Genomic DNA, 16,228 nt, shown 5'->3' on the forward strand with positions numbered 1-16,228 from the left:
GGCCAGGCCGGGGCGATCGACGTGGCGCTGTTTATTCTGATCATCGGGGGATTTCTCGGGATCGTCACCAAAACCGGGGCGATTGACGCCGGGATCGAGCGCGTCACCACCCGGTTACGCGGGCGGGAGGAGTGGATGATCCCGATCCTGATGGCGCTGTTTGCCGCGGGCGGCACGATTTACGGCATGGCCGAAGAGTCGCTGCCGTTCTACACCCTGCTGGTGCCGGTGATGCTGGCCGCCCGGTTCGATCCGGTTGTCGCCGCCTCCACCGTGCTGCTCGGGGCGGGGATCGGCACGCTGGGTTCCACCATCAACCCGTTTGCCACGGTGATCGCCGCCAACGCCGCCGGGATCCCCTTTACCAACGGTATTGCCCTGCGCGTGGCGCTGCTGGTCATCGGCTGGATCATCTGCGTGGCGTGGGTGATGCGCTACGCCCGCAAGGTCCGCCAGGATCCGTCGCTGTCGATCGTCGCGGATAAACTGGAAGAGAACCGCGCCCATTTCCTTGGCAACAAGGGCGAACAGTCGCTTGAATTCACCCCGGTGCGCAAAATCATCCTGGTGATTTTTGCCCTCGCCTTCGCGGTAATGATTTACGGCGTGGCGGTACTGGGCTGGTGGATGGCGGAGATCTCCGCGGTGTTTCTCGCCAGCGCGATTATTGTCGGCCTGATTGCCCGCATGAGCGAAGAGGAACTGACGTCGACGTTTATCAACGGCGCGCGAGATTTGCTGGGCGTCGCGCTGATTATCGGCATCGCGCGCGGTATCGTAGTCATCATGGATAAGGGCATGATTACCCACACCATTTTGCACAGCGCTGAAGGGCTGGTCAGCGGGTTGTCGACGGTGGCGTTCATCAATGTGATGTACTGGCTGGAAGTGGTGCTGTCGTTTCTTGTGCCTTCTTCGTCCGGCCTGGCCGTTCTGACGATGCCGATCATGGCGCCGCTTGCCGATTTCGCTAACGTCAACCGCGACCTGGTGGTGACGGCTTACCAGTCGGCCTCCGGCATCGTTAATCTCGTCACGCCCACTTCTGCCGTCGTGATGGGCGGGCTGGCTATCGCCCGGGTGCCTTACGTGCGCTATCTGAAATGGGTGGCGCCGCTGCTGGCGATCCTGACGGTGGTGATTATGGTGGCGTTAAGTCTGGGGGCGTTGTTGTAATTTGCCGGATGGCGCTGCGCTTATCCGGCCTACGGATCGGTGCGGTGCCACCGGTTATTTCGGGAACTGATATGGGAACTATGATGGATTACGAAGAGTACTCTCCCAAAGAGCAACTACAGCTGACGGTCTGCCAGCGCCTGATCGCAGAAAAGAGTTACCTCTCTCAGGAGGAGATCCGCCGGGATTTACAGGAGCGTGGTTTTGAGACCATCAGCCAGTCCACCGTTTCACGTCTGCTTAAATTGCTCGGTGTCATAAAAATTCGAAATGCCAAAGGGCTAAAGATTTATTCGCTGAATCCCCAGCTGCGCCCTGCCCCCGACGCCGCGCGTACCGTGTCCGAAATGGTGGTCAGCGTCGAGCATAATAGCGAGTTTATCCTTGTTCATACCGTCGCCGGATATGGCCGCGCGGTGGCGCGTATTCTGGATTATCACCAGCTTCCGGAAATTTTAGGCGTGGTGGCCGGCAGCAGTATCGTCTGGGTCGCTCCCCGGCTCGTGAAGCGCACCGCGCTGGTGCATAAGCAAATTAATTATTTACTCAGAACGCATTAATATTCACAAAGAACCGTTTGCATTGAGTAAAGCGTGCATTAAATCGCTTGATCCGAAAAGCGAGCTGCGTATAATGCCCGACAATTTGCCGGGAGGAAGCATGGTCAAGCGTGTACGACATAACGTCTTACCGCGTCTGAAATCAGACGCTGGCCTGCCGTTTTTCTTCCCGTTGCTAAACCTATTCCCAGAGCCCCTCATTTGAGGGGCTTTTTTTTGCCCGGCGTCAGGAGATAAACATGAATCCGCTTTATCAAAAACACATCATTTCCATAAACGACCTCAGCCGCGAAGAGCTGGAACTGGTTCTGGAAACCGCGGCAAAACTGAAGGCCAATCCGCAACCGGAGCTGCTGAAACACAAGGTGATTGCGAGCTGCTTCTTCGAAGCCTCGACCCGCACCCGCCTCTCCTTTGAGACCTCCATGCACCGCCTGGGCGCGAGCGTGGTGGGCTTCTCGGACAGCAGCAACACGTCGCTGGGTAAAAAAGGCGAGACCCTGGCGGATACCATTTCAGTGATTAGCACCTACGTCGACGCAATTGTGATGCGTCATCCACAGGAGGGCGCGGCGCGCCTCGCGACCGAGTTCTCCGGCGGCATTCCGGTGCTGAACGCCGGCGACGGTGCCAACCAGCACCCAACGCAGACGCTGCTGGACCTGTTCACCATTCAGGAGACGCAGGGCAAACTTGAGAACCTGAACATCGCCATGGTTGGCGACCTTAAATACGGCCGCACCGTTCACTCCCTGACCCAGGCGCTGGCGAAATTTAACGGCAACCGCTTCTTCTTCATCGCCCCGGACGCGCTGGCGATGCCGCAGTACATTCTCGACATGCTGGACGAGAAAGGCATTCAGTGGAGCCTGCATGCCAGCATCGAAGAGGTGATGAGCCACGTGGATATTCTCTACATGACCCGCGTGCAGAAAGAGCGTCTGGACCCGTCCGAATACGCCAACGTGAAGGCGCAGTTCGTGCTGCGCGCCAGCGACCTCGAGGGCGCGCGCGACAACATGAAGGTCCTGCATCCGCTGCCGCGCATCGATGAGATCACCACAGACGTGGATAAAACGCCGCACGCCTGGTACTTCCAGCAGGCCGGGAACGGCATCTTCGCCCGCCAGGCGTTACTGGCACTGGTTCTGAATCGCGAATTAGCTCTGTAAGGGGAGACGACCATGACACACGATAACAAACTCCAGGTTGAAGCCATCAAGCGTGGCACCGTGATTGACCACATCCCTGCGCAGGTGGGCTTTAAGCTGCTGACGCTGTTCAAACTGACGGAAACCGACCAGCGCATCACCATCGGCCTGAACCTGCCGTCGGGCGAGATGGGCCGCAAAGACCTGATCAAAATCGAGAACACCTTCCTGACCGACGAGCAGGTTAACCAGCTGTCGCTTTACGCGCCGGACGCCACCGTCAACCGCATCGACGAGTACGAAGTGGTCGGCAAATCCCGCCCGAGCCTGCCAGAACGTATCGAAAGCGTGCTGGTCTGCCCGAACAGCAACTGCATCAGCCATGCTGAGCCGGTTTCTTCCAGCTTTGCAGTGAAAAAACGCGCCGATGACATCGCGCTCAAATGCAAATACTGCGAAAAAGAGTTTTCTCATTATGTGGTGCTGGCCAACTAATTGAGGTTGGTAATGAAATCCCGGCTGTTATAATGGCCGGGAACATTCTTAACGCTGTAATTCTGGAGAAAACATGAGCAAAGTACTCGCGACGGAAAATGCACCAGCGGCTATCGGCCCTTACGTTCAGGGCGTTGATCTGGGTAACATGATTATCACTTCCGGGCAGATCCCGGTGAACCCAAAAACCGGCGCGGTGCCGGAAGATGTCGCGGCGCAGGCGCGTCAGTCGCTGGAAAACGTGCAGGCTATCGTTGAATCTGCCGGTCTGAAAGTGGGTGATATCGTGAAAACCACCGTGTTCGTGAAAGATCTGAACGATTTCTCGACCGTTAACGCCACCTACGAAGCGTTCTTCACCGAGCACAACGCCACCTTCCCGGCGCGCTCCTGCGTGGAAGTGGCCCGTCTGCCAAAAGACGTGAAAATTGAAATCGAAGCGATCGCCGTACGTCGCTAATTCGCTTTGGCGATAAAAAAGGCAGCCCAGGCTGCCTTTTTTGTTGCTTGCTACTGATTCCGCGTCGCCCTGAGCAGCGTCTCCAGCGGATAGACCGCCGCAATCACCACCTCGTCCTGCACCTTCGCCGCGTTATCCAGCTCGCTCTGAATCGACGCGATCTCTTTATCATCCAACGTCCCCTGGCGCGCCACCAGGTCGGTGAGCCGCAGGCCAATCGACGCCAGCTTATCCACCTCCTGGATCACCGGCTTCATCGCCTTAAGCTGATAGCTGTTTTCGCTTAACGCCAGCGCGTCGCTGGTGTTGCTCTGCCAGCGGTTAAACACGTGGCGCAGGGCGTCGGCGCTTTCCGTATCTTCCGCATCGCTCACCAGACGGTCCGCCCATTTGTGCATCTGGCGCACGGTGGCGCTTTCGGCGTTCAGCGCATCGGCGAAGCGGTTGAGCGGCTCGAACTGATGGTAGTTTCCGGCCTGGAACTTCAGGTGCTGGCGGGTGTAATATTGCGCGGGCTCTACCGCCTGAGCGAGGATCTGCAGCGGCAGGGTGTCGGCATTACCGGCGAGGCGCGTGAACTGCACCTGCTGCTGGGTATGCTGCTGCAGTCCGACCGACACCGTCGACCAGCTGTCCATCGCCTGCAGGCGGGTGTACATGTTGTCGACGTCGTTGACGTCCTGCGCGGACCACAGCCGCTCCGCCACCGCGAAGGTGCGCGGCCACAGGCGAATATCCAGCACTGGCGCCACCACGTTTTCCGCCCACAGCGCGGCTTCCCCGCCGAGCAGGTTGGCCTGGTTCGCCGCACCCGGCACCACGGGCGGAATACCTTTCGGCACCTCGTCCAGACGCGTGCCGCTGATTGGGTAGCGCGTATTCCCGACAAGGAAATAACCGGCGAGTTTGTCGTTATCGACGGTGACGACAGGGCGCGTTTCGCCCATCCAGGTATCAACGGTGAAGGTCACCTGGCTGTCATCGCGCCATTCAATGTTCTGCACCGCGCGGCGGGATTTCCCGGCAAAATCAATAAACCCGCGCCAGCCTGCGTCCCCTTTCACCAGCGTGAAGCTCCCCTCCACCGGCTTGCCCTTCAGGCGCGGCATGGAGAAGGCCCAGCTCTGGGCGCTGTCGGTATCCGCTATCACATCAACGCCGTTTAACCCCTGCGGGACGATCTCGTTGCGGTAGTGATAGGCGGTGGACTGGGGCTGATCGAGATAGAAACCCGTGGAGAGAATGCCCCTGTAGCCGTTCTGCGCCACCTGCCCCAGCGCGTCCTGACCCTGCCAGGACTGGATCAGAATGCTTTTCGGCAGATCGGGATGGTAGATCTCATCCCAGCCGACCATCTGGCGGTGATGCTTCTCGAGGATCGTTTCCAGCCTGCGGTTGAAGTAAGCCTGCAGCGCGTGGCTGTCCGCCAGACTGTTGTCGCGCATAAACTGCTGGATGGCCGGGTTCGCTTTCCACTGGCTGTCGTCCACTTCGTCGCCGCCGATGTGCAGATACGGATCGGGGAAGATCGCTGCCAGTTCGCTGACCATCGCGTCCGCAAACGCATAAGTCGCGTCTTTGGTGGGATCGAGAACCGGCTTCAGCACGCCCCAGTGGCGCTCCATGGCGTACGGCCCCGGGGCGCTCATCAGCTCCGGGTAGGCCACGGCAATCGCCGAGGCGTGACCCGGCATATCGATTTCCGGCACCACGCGGATACCGCGTTCGGCGGCGTAACGCACCACCTCGCGCATCTGATCTGGGGTGTAGAACAGCCCGTCGCTGGCAAGCTGCGTCAGCTTAGGGTAGCGCTTCGAGCTGAAGCGCCAGCCCTGGTCGTCGGTCAAATGCCAGTGCAGCACGTTGAGCTTCGCCGCAGCCATGCCGTCGATCTGGCGTTTAATATCCGGCAGCGGGATAAAGTGACGTGCCGAATCGAGCAGCAGCCCGCGCCACGGGAAGCGCGGCGAATCTTCAATGGTAACCCACGGCAGAGAGGTGTTTTCCGCCCCGTTCTGCACCAGCTGGAGCAGGGTTTCCATGGCGCGCAAGGCACCGAAACGGGTGTTGGCAGAGATGTTCACGCCGTTGGCATCCACCGTGAGCTTATAGCTTTCGTCGCTGTCCGGCAGCGGCTGCGGCTTGACCTTTTTGGCAATCGCGATGCGAATGGTCGGCTTTTCAGGCTTGTCGGCCTGCGGCTGCAGCGTCCAGCCGGTTTGCAGGGCGATGCGCTGGCGCAGGCGGTTGACGGCGTCACCGAGATCGTCCCCGCTGACGCTAATGGATACGTTGTTGCTGAGCACCAGCGTGCCCTGAGTCGTCGGGCGTTCGACCTTGGCAGGCCAGGGCATTAAGGGGAGATCGCCTGCCGGGGCAGCAAAGGCAGAGGCGCCGAGCATCAGCCCGGCGGTTAAGAGACTGTACCGTAACATGAATGTTCCTTATCTGACGGGCCAAATAAAGGCAAAACATTCTGTTAACATGCGCTCAATTTGTCGTCAAGCGAATGCGCCGACGGAGATCACAGGTTATTGAATTTGGGAGGAAAGCTATTGCCCGGTGGCGCTGCGCTTACCGGGCCTACGTTTCGGGAGTAGGCCGGGTAAGGCGAAGCCGCCACCCGGCAAACATAACTTACTGCCACCCATACCGACGCGCATAGAACCCTTTCACCATCTGCGTCAGCACCATATAACCGGCGAGGATCGCCACCAGCCAAGGGAAGTAGCTCAGCGGCAGCGCCTGCAGCTGCAGGTAGCTTGCCAGCGGTGAGAACGGCAGCGCGATGCCGAGCGCCATCACAATGCCCGTCATCACAATCAGCGGCCACGCGGCACGGCTCTGGATGAACGGAATGCGGCGGGTGCGGATCATATGCACAATCAGCGTCTGCGACAGCAGGCCTACCACGAACCAGCCGGACTGGAACAGCGTCTGATGTTCCGGGGTGTTGGCATGGAACACAAACCACATCAGGCAAAAGGTCAGGATGTCGAAGATGGAGCTGATCGGGCCAAAGAACAGCATGAAGCGCCCAAGATCTGCCGGGTTCCAGTGCTGCGGCTTCTGGATCTGCTCGTCGTCCACGTTATCAAACGGAATCGCCACCTGAGACACGTCGTACATCAGGTTCTGGATCAGCAGGTGCAGCGGCAGCATCGGCAGGAACGGCAGAAACGCGCTCGCCACCAGCACGCTGAAGACGTTACCGAAGTTAGAGCTGGCGGTCATTTTGATGTACTTGAGCATGTTGGCAAAGGTACGGCGACCTTCAATCACGCCCTCCTCCAGCACCATCAGGCTCTTTTCCAGCAGAATGATATCCGCAGCTTCGCGGGCGATGTCCACCGCCCCGTCGACGGAAATACCGATATCCGCCGCACGCAGCGCGGGCGCGTCGTTAATGCCATCGCCCATAAAGCCCACCACGTGCCCTTCGCGCTTGAGCAGGGTGACGATGCGCTCTTTGTGCATCGGCGTCAGTCGGGCAAACAGCGTGGTACGCTGGGCAAGCTTCGCCAGCTCGTCATCAGAGAGATGTTCAATATCGCTCCCCACCACCACGTCGCCCGCGTCCAGCCCCACTTCATGGCACACTTTAGCTGCCACCAGCTCGCTGTCGCCGGTGAGAATTTTGACGGTAATACCGCTCGCCTTCAGCGCCTTCAGCGCCGGTGCGGTGGTCTCTTTCGGCGGGTCGAGGAAGGCGATGTAACCCTCGAGGATCAGATCGGATTCGTCAATACGCTGGTAATCACCCTCGCGCGCGGGCAGGAACTTGCTCGCGACCGCCACCACGCGCAGCCCCTGACGGTTCAGGTTATCGGTGACGCGTTTGATGCGGCGCAGCATGGTGTCGTCCAGCGGCACGATGTCGCCGTTATAGCGCACCTGCGTAGACACGTTGAGGATCTCCTGCAGCGCCCCTTTGCAGATCAGCTGGTGCACGTCCGTCTGCTCGCTCACCACCACCGACATGCGGCGGCGCTCGAAGTCGAACGGGATCTCATCCACCTTCTGCCAGCGGCCGGAGAGCGTGCGGGCGGATTCCTCATCCACCCCTTCCAGCACCGCGACGTCGAGCAGGTTTTTCAGCCCGGTCTGGTAATGGCTGTTCAGCCACGCGCTGTGCAGGACGCGCTCGCTGGTTTTGCCGGAGATATCGGTGTGGTTCTCCAGCACGATTTTGTCCTGCGTCAGGGTGCCGGTTTTATCGGTGCAGAGGATGTCCATCGCGCCAAAGTTCTGGATGGCGTCGAGATGTTTGACGATCACCTTCTGTTTAGAGAGCTTCACCGCCCCGCGCGCCAGCGTGGATGTGACGATCATCGGCAGCATTTCAGGCGTTAAGCCAACGGCCACGGAGAGCGCAAACAGCGCCGCTTCCCACCAGTCGCCTTTGGTGTAGCCGTTGATCAGCAGCACGATTGGCGTCATCACCATCATAAAGCGGATCAGCAGCATGCTGACGCGGCCAATCCCTTTCTGGAAGGCATTCGGCTCGCTCTCCTGCTCGCTGACGCGCCCGGCAAGCTGTCCAAACCAGGTGTTGCCCCCGGTGGCGGTGACAATCGCCTGCGCCGTACCGCTGACCACCGTGGTGCCCATAAAGCACAGGGTGTCGCACTCGAGCGGATTCATCTGCTGCGGGTCGCGGCTGCGCGCCACCTTTTCAACGGGCAGGGATTCCCCGGTAAGGGAGGCCTGCGCGACGAAAAGATCGCGCGCCTGGATGATGCGTAAATCCGCCGGGATCATGTCTCCCGCCGCCAGCTTCACCAGATCCCCCGGCACCAGCTGGTCGATAGGCAGCTCCACCCAGGCGTTTTCGCCGAGATCGTTAATCACGCGCGAGACGGTCGCGGTGTTGCTGACCATCGCCTTCAGGGCGTCAGCCGCTTTGGTAGAGCGGGCTTCCTGAATAAAGTTCAGCAGCGTGGAGATACCGACCATAAGGGCAATGACGCCTGCAGCAAACAGATCTTCCGTCGCGTAGGAGATGAGGCCGAGCACGGTCAGCAGCAGGTTGAACGGGTTGCGGTAGCAGAGCCACAGATGCACCCACCACGGAGACGGCTTTTGCGCCGGGATTTGGTTATCGCCATGCACGGCGCGGATTTTTTCCACTTCTGCCGCGTTCAGCCCTTCCGGGTGTCCGCCAAAGGCGCGCCAGACTTCGTTTTCATCCATCGCCGCCACGTTCAGGCAGCGTTCGGTCAGGGACGCGGGGATCGCCGCCCCCGCCATGTTTTTGGCATTAGGCAGCGGGTCGCGCTGAACAAGACGGTGTGGCAGGTGGCGGCTCAGCAGAGCCTGCAGCTGCCGGGTGATATTTTTAAACATAGTCATTCCTCCGCATCCGCCAGGGCGGATGCAGCAATTCCTTCAGGCGTGGCAAAGCCGTACCTGAGAGGCACTTAATTTTTCAAGCAGGAACGTTTAAGACGTTGCTGCCTCACGCCGGTGAGACAGCAAAAGCTGGCTTACCGGAAAGAACGCATTCTCCCGTTCAGGAGAGGTGTGGGATCGGGATCCATGAAGCCTCCGGTAAGTAAAAAACAGGGTGTCGCCGCGCAGTCCAGGGATTTAGGCATACCCTTTATGACGATTCGGGCGGTATTATACCCCCCTGCAAATAAACCGAACGTAAACCAGACTTTGCCCATAGCGAAATCGCGCTATAGCATTAGGCTCAATTCACTACATCGTCGTTGTTACAGGGAATACAGCATGCAGAACCGCCTTACGATTAAAGACATCGCGCGTTTAAGCGGCGTGGGGAAATCGACCGTCTCACGCGTGCTGAATAACGAAAGCGGCGTCAGCGAACGCACCCGCGAGCGCGTCGAGGCGGTTATGAATCAGCACGGTTTTTCCCCTTCCCGCTCCGCGCGCGCCATGCGCGGGCAGAGTGACAAAGTCGTCGCCATCATTGTCTCGCGTCTGGACTCTCTGTCTGAAAACCTCGCCGTGCAGACGATGCTGCCCGCCTTCTACGAGCAGGGATATGATCCGATCATGATGGAGAGCCAGTTCTCGCCACAGCTGGTGGAAGAGCATCTGGGCATGCTCCAGCGGCGCAACATTGACGGCGTGGTGCTGTTCGGCTTTACCGGCATCAAAGACGAGATGCTAAAACCCTGGCAGCCGTCGCTGGTGCTGCTGGCGCGCGATGCCCACGGGTTTGCCTCCGTCTGCTATGACGACGAGGGCGCGATTATCACCCTGATGCAGCGCCTGTTTGACGAAGGCCATCGCCACATCAGCTTCCTCGGCGTCCCGCACGCGGACGTCACCACCGGCAAGCGTCGTCATGAGGCCTACCTGGCCTTTTGCAAAAAGCACAATCTTTCCGCCGTGGCCTCCCTGCCTGGTCTGGGCATGAAGCAGGGCTACGAGCAGGTCGCCAGCGTACTGACGCCGCAGACCACCGCGCTGGTGTGCGCCACGGATACCCTTGCACTGGGTGCCAGCAAATATCTGCAGGAGCAGCGTATCGATAACCTGCAGGTGGCGAGCGTCGGCAGCACGCCGCTGATGAAGTTCCTGCACCCGGAGATCATCACCGTCGACCCGGGCTACGCCGAATCCGGCAGACAGGCCGCCGCGCAGCTGATCGAGCAGATAAACGGGCGCGCTGAGCCGCGTCAGATCGTCATTCCCGCTCACCTTTCGTAATCGCCATAAAACAGATTATTGTGATCTTCGCCCGATTTCGGGAACGTTCCCATTTTCGCCGTCACGCTGAAGGAGTAGGCTTGCGCTCAGGTCATTCCCCCCCTCACCATCTGTCATGAGGTTTCATGATGAGTAAAGTCAAACAAGCAGATATCGATCGGCTGATCGTCCTGGTCGGCGGCCGCGAAAACATCGCCACCGTCAGCCATTGCATTACCCGCCTGCGCTTCGTGCTGAACGATCCGGCCAAAGCCAACCCGAAGGCCATTGAAGAACTTTCCATGGTCAAAGGCTGCTTCACCAACGCCGGTCAGTTCCAGGTCGTGATTGGTACCGAAGTGGGCGATTACTATCAGGCTCTGCTGGCGACAACCGGGCACTCCTCCGCCGATAAAGAGCAGGCGAAGAAGGCCGCGCGCCAGAACATGAAGTGGCACGAGCAGCTGATTTCCCACTTCGCGGAAATTTTCTTCCCGCTGCTGCCCGCGCTGATCAGCGGAGGCTTGATCTTAGGCTTCCGTAACGTCATCGGCGATGTGCCGATGAGCGACGGTAAAACCCTGGCGCAGATGTATCCGGCGCTGAAAACCGTTTACGATTTCCTGTGGCTGATTGGCGAGGCGATCTTCTTCTATCTGCCGGTCGGGATTTGCTGGTCCGCGGTGCGTAAAATGGGCGGCACGCCGATTCTCGGAATCGTGCTGGGCGTCACGCTGGTCTCTCCACAGTTAATGAACGCTTACTTACTTGGTCAGCAGGTGCCTGAGGTGTGGAACTTCGGCCTGTTTACCATCGCCAAAGTGGGCTATCAGGCTCAGGTCATTCCGGCCCTGCTGGCGGGTCTGGCGCTGGGCTTTATTGAAACGCGCCTGAAACGCATCGTGCCGGATTACCTCTATCTGGTGGTGGTGCCGGTCTGCTCGCTGATCCTGGCGGTGTTTCTGGCGCACGCCTTTATCGGTCCGTTTGGCCGCATGATTGGCGACGGCGTGGCCTTCGCGGTGCGTCACCTGATGACCGGCAGCTTCGCGCCAATCGGTGCCGCGCTGTTTGGCTTCCTGTACGCCCCGCTGGTGATCACCGGCGTGCATCAGACCACGCTAGCCATTGATATGCAGATGATCCAGAGCCTCGGCGGCACGCCGGTCTGGCCGATTATCGCCCTGTCTAACATTGCTCAGGCGTCAGCGGTGACCGGCATCATTATCGTCAGCCGCAAGCACAACGAACGCGAGATCTCCGTTCCGGCGGCCATCTCCGCCTACCTCGGCGTCACCGAACCGGCGATGTACGGTATCAACCTGAAATACCGCTTCCCGATGCTCTGCGCGATGATCGGTTCCGGTCTGGCTGGCCTGGTGTGCGGACTGAACGGCGTAATGGCAAACGGGATTGGCGTCGGCGGCCTGCCGGGCATCCTCTCCATCCAGCCCGCTTACTGGCAGGTGTTCGCCCTGGCAATGGCCATCGCCATTATCGTCCCAATGGCGCTGACCACCGTGGTTTACCAGCGTAAGTTCCGTCAGGGCTCGCTGCAGATTGTTTAACTCTCTCTTTCGGGGCGCAGTTGCGCCCCTTCGCATTTGCAGGAACACACTATGAATACCCTTCCTCACTGGTGGCAAAACGGCGTTATCTACCAGATTTACCCCAAGAGTTTCCAGGACACCACCGGCAGCGGCACCGGCGATCTGCGCGGCGTGACGCAGCGTCTGGACTACCTGAAAACCCTCGGCATCGACGCCATCTGGCTGACGCCGTTTTATATCTCCCCGCAGGTGGACAACGGCTACGACGTGGCAAACTACACCGCCATCGACCCGGCCTACGGCACGCTGGATGATTTCGACGAGCTGGTCGCTGAGGCGCACGCGCGCGGCATTCGCATCGTGCTGGACATGGTGTTTAACCACACCTCCACGCAGCACGCCTGGTTCCGCGAATCGCTGAACAAAGCGAGCCCGTACCGCCAGTTCTACATCTGGCGAGACGGCACGCCGGAGCAGTTGCCCAATAACTGGCGCTCCAAGTTTGGCGGCAACGCCTGGCGCTGGCACGCGGAGAGCGAGCAGTATTACCTGCACCTTTTCGCGCCGGAGCAGGCCGATCTCAACTGGGAAAACCCGGCGGTGCGCGCCGAGCTGAAAAAGGTGTGCGAGTTCTGGGCCGACCGCGGTGTCGACGGCTTGCGCCTCGACGTCATTAACCTGATTTCGAAAGATCAGGATTTCCCGAATGACGAGACGGGCGACGGTCGCCGCTTCTACACAGACGGGCCGCGCATCCACGAATATCTGCAGGAAATGAGCCGCGACGTCTTCACCCCGCGCAACCTGATGACGGTGGGCGAGATGTCCTCGACCTCGCTGGAAAACTGCCAGCAGTACGCGTCGCTCGACGGGCGCGAGCTGTCGATGACCTTTAACTTCCACCACCTGAAGGTGGACTACCCGGGCGGCGAAAAGTGGACGCTGGCGAAGCCGGACTTCGTGGCGCTCAAAACCCTCTTCCGCCACTGGCAGCAGGGGATGCACAACAAAGCCTGGAACGCGCTGTTCTGGTGTAACCACGATCAGCCGCGCATCGTGTCGCGCTTCGGTGACGAAGGAGAATACCGGGTTTACGCCGCGAAGATGCTCGGCATGGTGCTGCACGGCATGCAGGGCACGCCGTATATCTATCAGGGTGAAGAGCTTGGCATGACCAACCCGCACTTCAGCCGCATCACCGATTACCGCGACGTGGAAAGCCTGAACATATTCGCGGAACTGCGCGCCAGCGGCCGCGAGCCGGATGAATTACTGGCGATTCTGGCGAGTAAGTCTCGCGACAACGGGCGAACCCCAATGCAGTGGGACGCGTCGCACAACGCGGGCTTTACCGAGGGCGAACCGTGGATTGGTGTCTGCGATAATTACGAAACCGTGAACGCCCGCTCGGCGCTCGACGATGCGGATTCCGTCTTCTATACCTATCAGTCGCTGATTAGCCTGCGCAAAACCCTGCCGGTGCTGACGTGGGGAGATTATGAAGATCTCCTGCCGGAGCATCCTTCTCTGTGGTGCTATCGCCGCCAGTGGCAGGGACAGACCCTGATTGTTGCGGCAAACCTGAGTAATACGCCTCAGGAATGGCAGACAGACCTTCTCAGCGGTAAGTTGCAGGTGCTGATGAGTAACTACCCGACACCGCAAACGACGTCGCTGCGTCCGTTTGAAGCCGTCTGGTGGTTACAGCAGTAGCATTCCCTGCCGGGTGTGGCTCAGCACCCGGCTTACTTAACTGTTTTTGTTGAGTAATTAATCAGATTTTTCTCTCGCGCCTTTACAATCGCTGAAGCGCCCGTCGTTTGTACTCTCGTTTTTTTACTTTGTTCTGCATCAAATAAATCGCAAACATGTTTGATGCAAATCACTATATGTAGCACTTAAAATGCACGCCAACCCAACATCTTGTATTTATCGTCTACTATTCCAACAACAAGACGGCGCTTACGCTGGCCGGAATTGTGGATAACACGAGCTGGGAACGCGGGAAGTCTTTGGCCTGGCGGGGAATACGCCCGGAGAAGACTTCTCCACCTCTGTGGATAACCTGTTTTCAAAAATGGAGTGATCATGACACCGCATGTGATGAAACGTGATGGCTGTAAAGTGCCGTTTAAATCAGAGCGCATCCAGGAAGCCATTCTGCGTGCAGCTAAAGCAGCGGGAGTCGATGACGCAGATTACTGCGCCACCGTCGCAGAAGTCGTTAGCAGCCAGATGAACGAACGCAGCCAGGTCGATATCAACGAGATCCAGACCGCGGTTGAGAACCAGCTGATGGCGGGGCCTTACAAGCAGCTGGCGCGCGCCTACATTGAGTACCGCCACGATCGTGACGTGCAGCGTGAGAAGCGCGGGCGTCTGAACCAGGAGATCCGTGGTCTGGTAGAGCAGACCAACTCTGCCCTGCTCAATGAAAACGCCAACAAAGACAGTAAAGTGATCCCGACCCAGCGCGACCTGCTGGCCGGCATCGTCGCCAAACACTATGCCCGTCAGCATCTGCTGCCGCGCGACGTAGTCTCGGCGCACGAGCGCGGCGAAATTCACTACCACGATCTCGACTATTCGCCGTTCTTCCCGATGTTCAACTGCATGCTGATCGACCTGAAAGGCATGCTGACCCACGGTTTTAAAATGGGTAACGCAGAGATTGAACCGCCAAAATCCATCTCCACCGCCACCGCGGTCACGGCGCAGATCATCGCCCAGGTCGCCAGCCATATTTATGGCGGCACCACCATTAACCGCATTGATGAAGTGCTGGCCCCGTTCGTGACGGCAAGCTTCAACAAGCATCGTAAAACGGCCGAAGAGTGGCAGATCCCGGACGCTGACGGCTACGCCCATTCCCGCACCGAGAAAGAGTGCTACGATGCCTTCCAGTCGCTGGAATATGAGGTGAACACGCTGCACACCGCCAACGGCCAGACGCCGTTTGTGACCTTCGGTTTTGGCCTGGGCACCAGCTGGGAATCACGCCTGATCCAGCAGTCGATCCTTCGCAACCGTATTTCTGGCCTCGGCAAAAACCGCAAAACGGCGGTGTTCCCGAAACTGGTGTTCGCTATCCGCGACGGCCTGAACCACAAGTTTGGCGATCCGAACTACGACATAAAACAGCTGGCGCTGGAGTGCGCGAGCAAGCGCATGTATCCGGACATCCTGAACTACGATCAGGTGGTGAAAGTTACCGGTTCGTTTAAAACGCCAATGGGCTGCCGCAGCTTCCTCGGCGTGTACGAGGATGAAAACGGCGAGCAGATCCACGACGGGCGCAACAACCTGGGCGTCATCAGCCTCAACCTGCCGCGCATCGCGCTGGAGGCGAAAGGTAATGAAGCTGAGTTCTGGAAACTACTGGATGAACGTCTGCAGCTGGCGCGCAAAGCGCTGATGACCCGTATCGCCCGTCTGGAAGGGGTGAAAGCCCGCGTCGCGCCGATCCTCTATATGGAAGGGGCCTGCGGCGTGCGCCTGAAGGCGGAGGATGACGTGTCTGAGATCTTCAAAAACGGTCGCGCGTCCATTTCGCTGGGCTATATTGGTATTCACGAAACCATCAACGCGCTGTTTGGCGACACGCACATGTACGACAGCGAAGCCCTGCGCGAAAAAGGGATCGCCATCGTTCAGCGCCTGCGCGACGCGGTAGACCAGTGGAAAGAGGAAACTGGCTACGGATTTAGCCTCTACAGCACGCCGAGTGAGAACCTATGCGACCGCTTCTGCCGTCTGGACACCGCTGAGTTCGGGATTGTGGAAGGCGTGACCGACAAAGGGTATTACACCAACAGCTTCCACCTCGACGTGGAGAAAAAGGTGAACCCGTACGACAAGATCGACTTCGAAGCGGCCTATCCGCCGATCGCCAGCGGCGGCTTCATCTGCTACGGCGAATACCCGAACATTCAGCACAACCTAAAGGCACTGGAAGACGTTTGGGACTACAGCTATCAGCACGTGCCGTATTACGGGACCAACACGCCAATTGATGAGTGTTACGAGTGCGGCTTTACCGGTGAGTTTGAATGTACCAGTAAAGGCTTCACCTGCCCGAAATGCGGCAACCACGATGCGGCCCGCGTATCCGTGACCCGTCGCGTATGCGGCTATCTCGGTAGCCCGGACGCGCGTCCGTTCAACGCCGGCAAGCAG

General features: G+C 58.9%; 12 protein-coding genes and 1 pseudogene. 10 read left to right on the forward strand and 3 right to left on the reverse strand.

Going from position 1 to position 16,228, the window contains the following annotated elements; all coding sequences use genetic code 11:
- Both ACWYRJ_RS18110 and ACWYRJ_RS18115 read left to right on the forward strand, forming a co-directional pair.
- Window positions 1-1,176: YfcC family protein (locus tag ACWYRJ_RS18110; RefSeq protein WP_455508378.1), on the forward strand; the 1,176-nt coding region annotated here is incomplete at its 5' end.
- Between the two features lie 80 nt (window positions 1,177-1,256).
- A complete protein-coding gene (locus tag ACWYRJ_RS18115; RefSeq protein WP_111965418.1) occupies window positions 1,257-1,736 on the forward strand; it encodes an arginine repressor in 480 nt (159 codons plus the stop codon).
- Between the two features lie 3 nt (window positions 1,737-1,739).
- Here ACWYRJ_RS18115 and ACWYRJ_RS18120 read toward each other — a convergent pair.
- Window positions 1,740-1,857, reverse strand: a pseudogene (locus ACWYRJ_RS18120) (hypothetical protein).
- On the opposite strand from ACWYRJ_RS18120, the gene ACWYRJ_RS18125 reads away from it, so the two are divergent.
- The 4 genes from ACWYRJ_RS18125 (at window position 1,837) to ridA (ending at window position 3,842) form a co-directional block, all read left to right on the forward strand.
- The gene (locus ACWYRJ_RS18125; protein ID WP_022646880.1) at window positions 1,837-1,941 is read left to right on the forward strand and encodes a pyrBI operon leader peptide; all 105 of its coding nucleotides are present in this window, start codon (window positions 1,837-1,839) and stop codon (window positions 1,939-1,941) included. The pseudogene ACWYRJ_RS18120 and the gene ACWYRJ_RS18125 sit on opposite strands and share 21 nt — an antisense overlap.
- A gap of 34 nt (window positions 1,942-1,975) precedes the next feature.
- On the forward strand, window positions 1,976-2,908 hold the full coding sequence (pyrB, locus tag ACWYRJ_RS18130; protein ID WP_023310198.1) for an aspartate carbamoyltransferase: 933 nt from the start codon (window positions 1,976-1,978) through the stop codon (window positions 2,906-2,908).
- A gap of 12 nt (window positions 2,909-2,920) precedes the next feature.
- Window positions 2,921-3,382 (forward strand): aspartate carbamoyltransferase regulatory subunit, encoded by a 462-nt coding sequence (pyrI, locus tag ACWYRJ_RS18135; protein ID WP_028016502.1) that lies wholly within the window; start codon window positions 2,921-2,923, stop codon window positions 3,380-3,382.
- A gap of 73 nt (window positions 3,383-3,455) precedes the next feature.
- Window positions 3,456-3,842, forward strand: a complete 387-nt coding sequence (gene ridA, locus ACWYRJ_RS18140; RefSeq protein WP_455508379.1) for a 2-iminobutanoate/2-iminopropanoate deaminase — start codon at window positions 3,456-3,458, stop codon at window positions 3,840-3,842.
- 50 nt (window positions 3,843-3,892) lie between these two features.
- On the opposite strand, the gene ACWYRJ_RS18145 is transcribed toward ridA, so the two are convergent.
- A complete protein-coding gene (locus ACWYRJ_RS18145) occupies window positions 3,893-6,277 on the reverse strand; it encodes a beta-N-acetylhexosaminidase (protein WP_455508380.1) in 2,385 nt (794 codons plus the stop codon).
- Between the two features lie 202 nt (window positions 6,278-6,479).
- Window positions 6,480-9,188, reverse strand: coding sequence for a magnesium-translocating P-type ATPase (gene mgtA / locus ACWYRJ_RS18150; protein WP_193805150.1), 2,709 nt, complete (start codon window positions 9,186-9,188; stop codon window positions 6,480-6,482).
- A 387-nt stretch (window positions 9,189-9,575) separates the two neighbouring features.
- Here mgtA and treR point away from each other — a divergent pair, with 387 nt between their 5' ends.
- From treR to nrdD, 4 genes are all read left to right on the forward strand, one after another.
- Window positions 9,576-10,523, forward strand: coding sequence for a trehalose operon repressor TreR (gene treR / locus ACWYRJ_RS18155; protein ID WP_032651468.1), 948 nt, complete (start codon window positions 9,576-9,578; stop codon window positions 10,521-10,523).
- Between the two features lie 128 nt (window positions 10,524-10,651).
- Window positions 10,652-12,070 carry a PTS trehalose transporter subunit IIBC gene (gene treB, locus ACWYRJ_RS18160; protein ID WP_029739268.1) on the forward strand — a complete coding sequence of 473 codons (1,419 nt, stop codon included), beginning with the start codon at window positions 10,652-10,654 and terminating at the stop codon, window positions 12,068-12,070.
- A gap of 51 nt (window positions 12,071-12,121) precedes the next feature.
- Window positions 12,122-13,765, forward strand: coding sequence for an alpha,alpha-phosphotrehalase (treC, locus tag ACWYRJ_RS18165; protein WP_223581075.1), 1,644 nt, complete (start codon window positions 12,122-12,124; stop codon window positions 13,763-13,765).
- Window positions 13,766-14,140: 375 nt separating this feature from the next.
- The coding region (gene nrdD / locus ACWYRJ_RS18170; RefSeq protein ID WP_455508381.1) for an anaerobic ribonucleoside-triphosphate reductase at window positions 14,141-16,228 on the forward strand (2,088 nt) is incomplete at its 3' end.

This window comes from Enterobacter sp. (genome assembly GCF_977039595.1).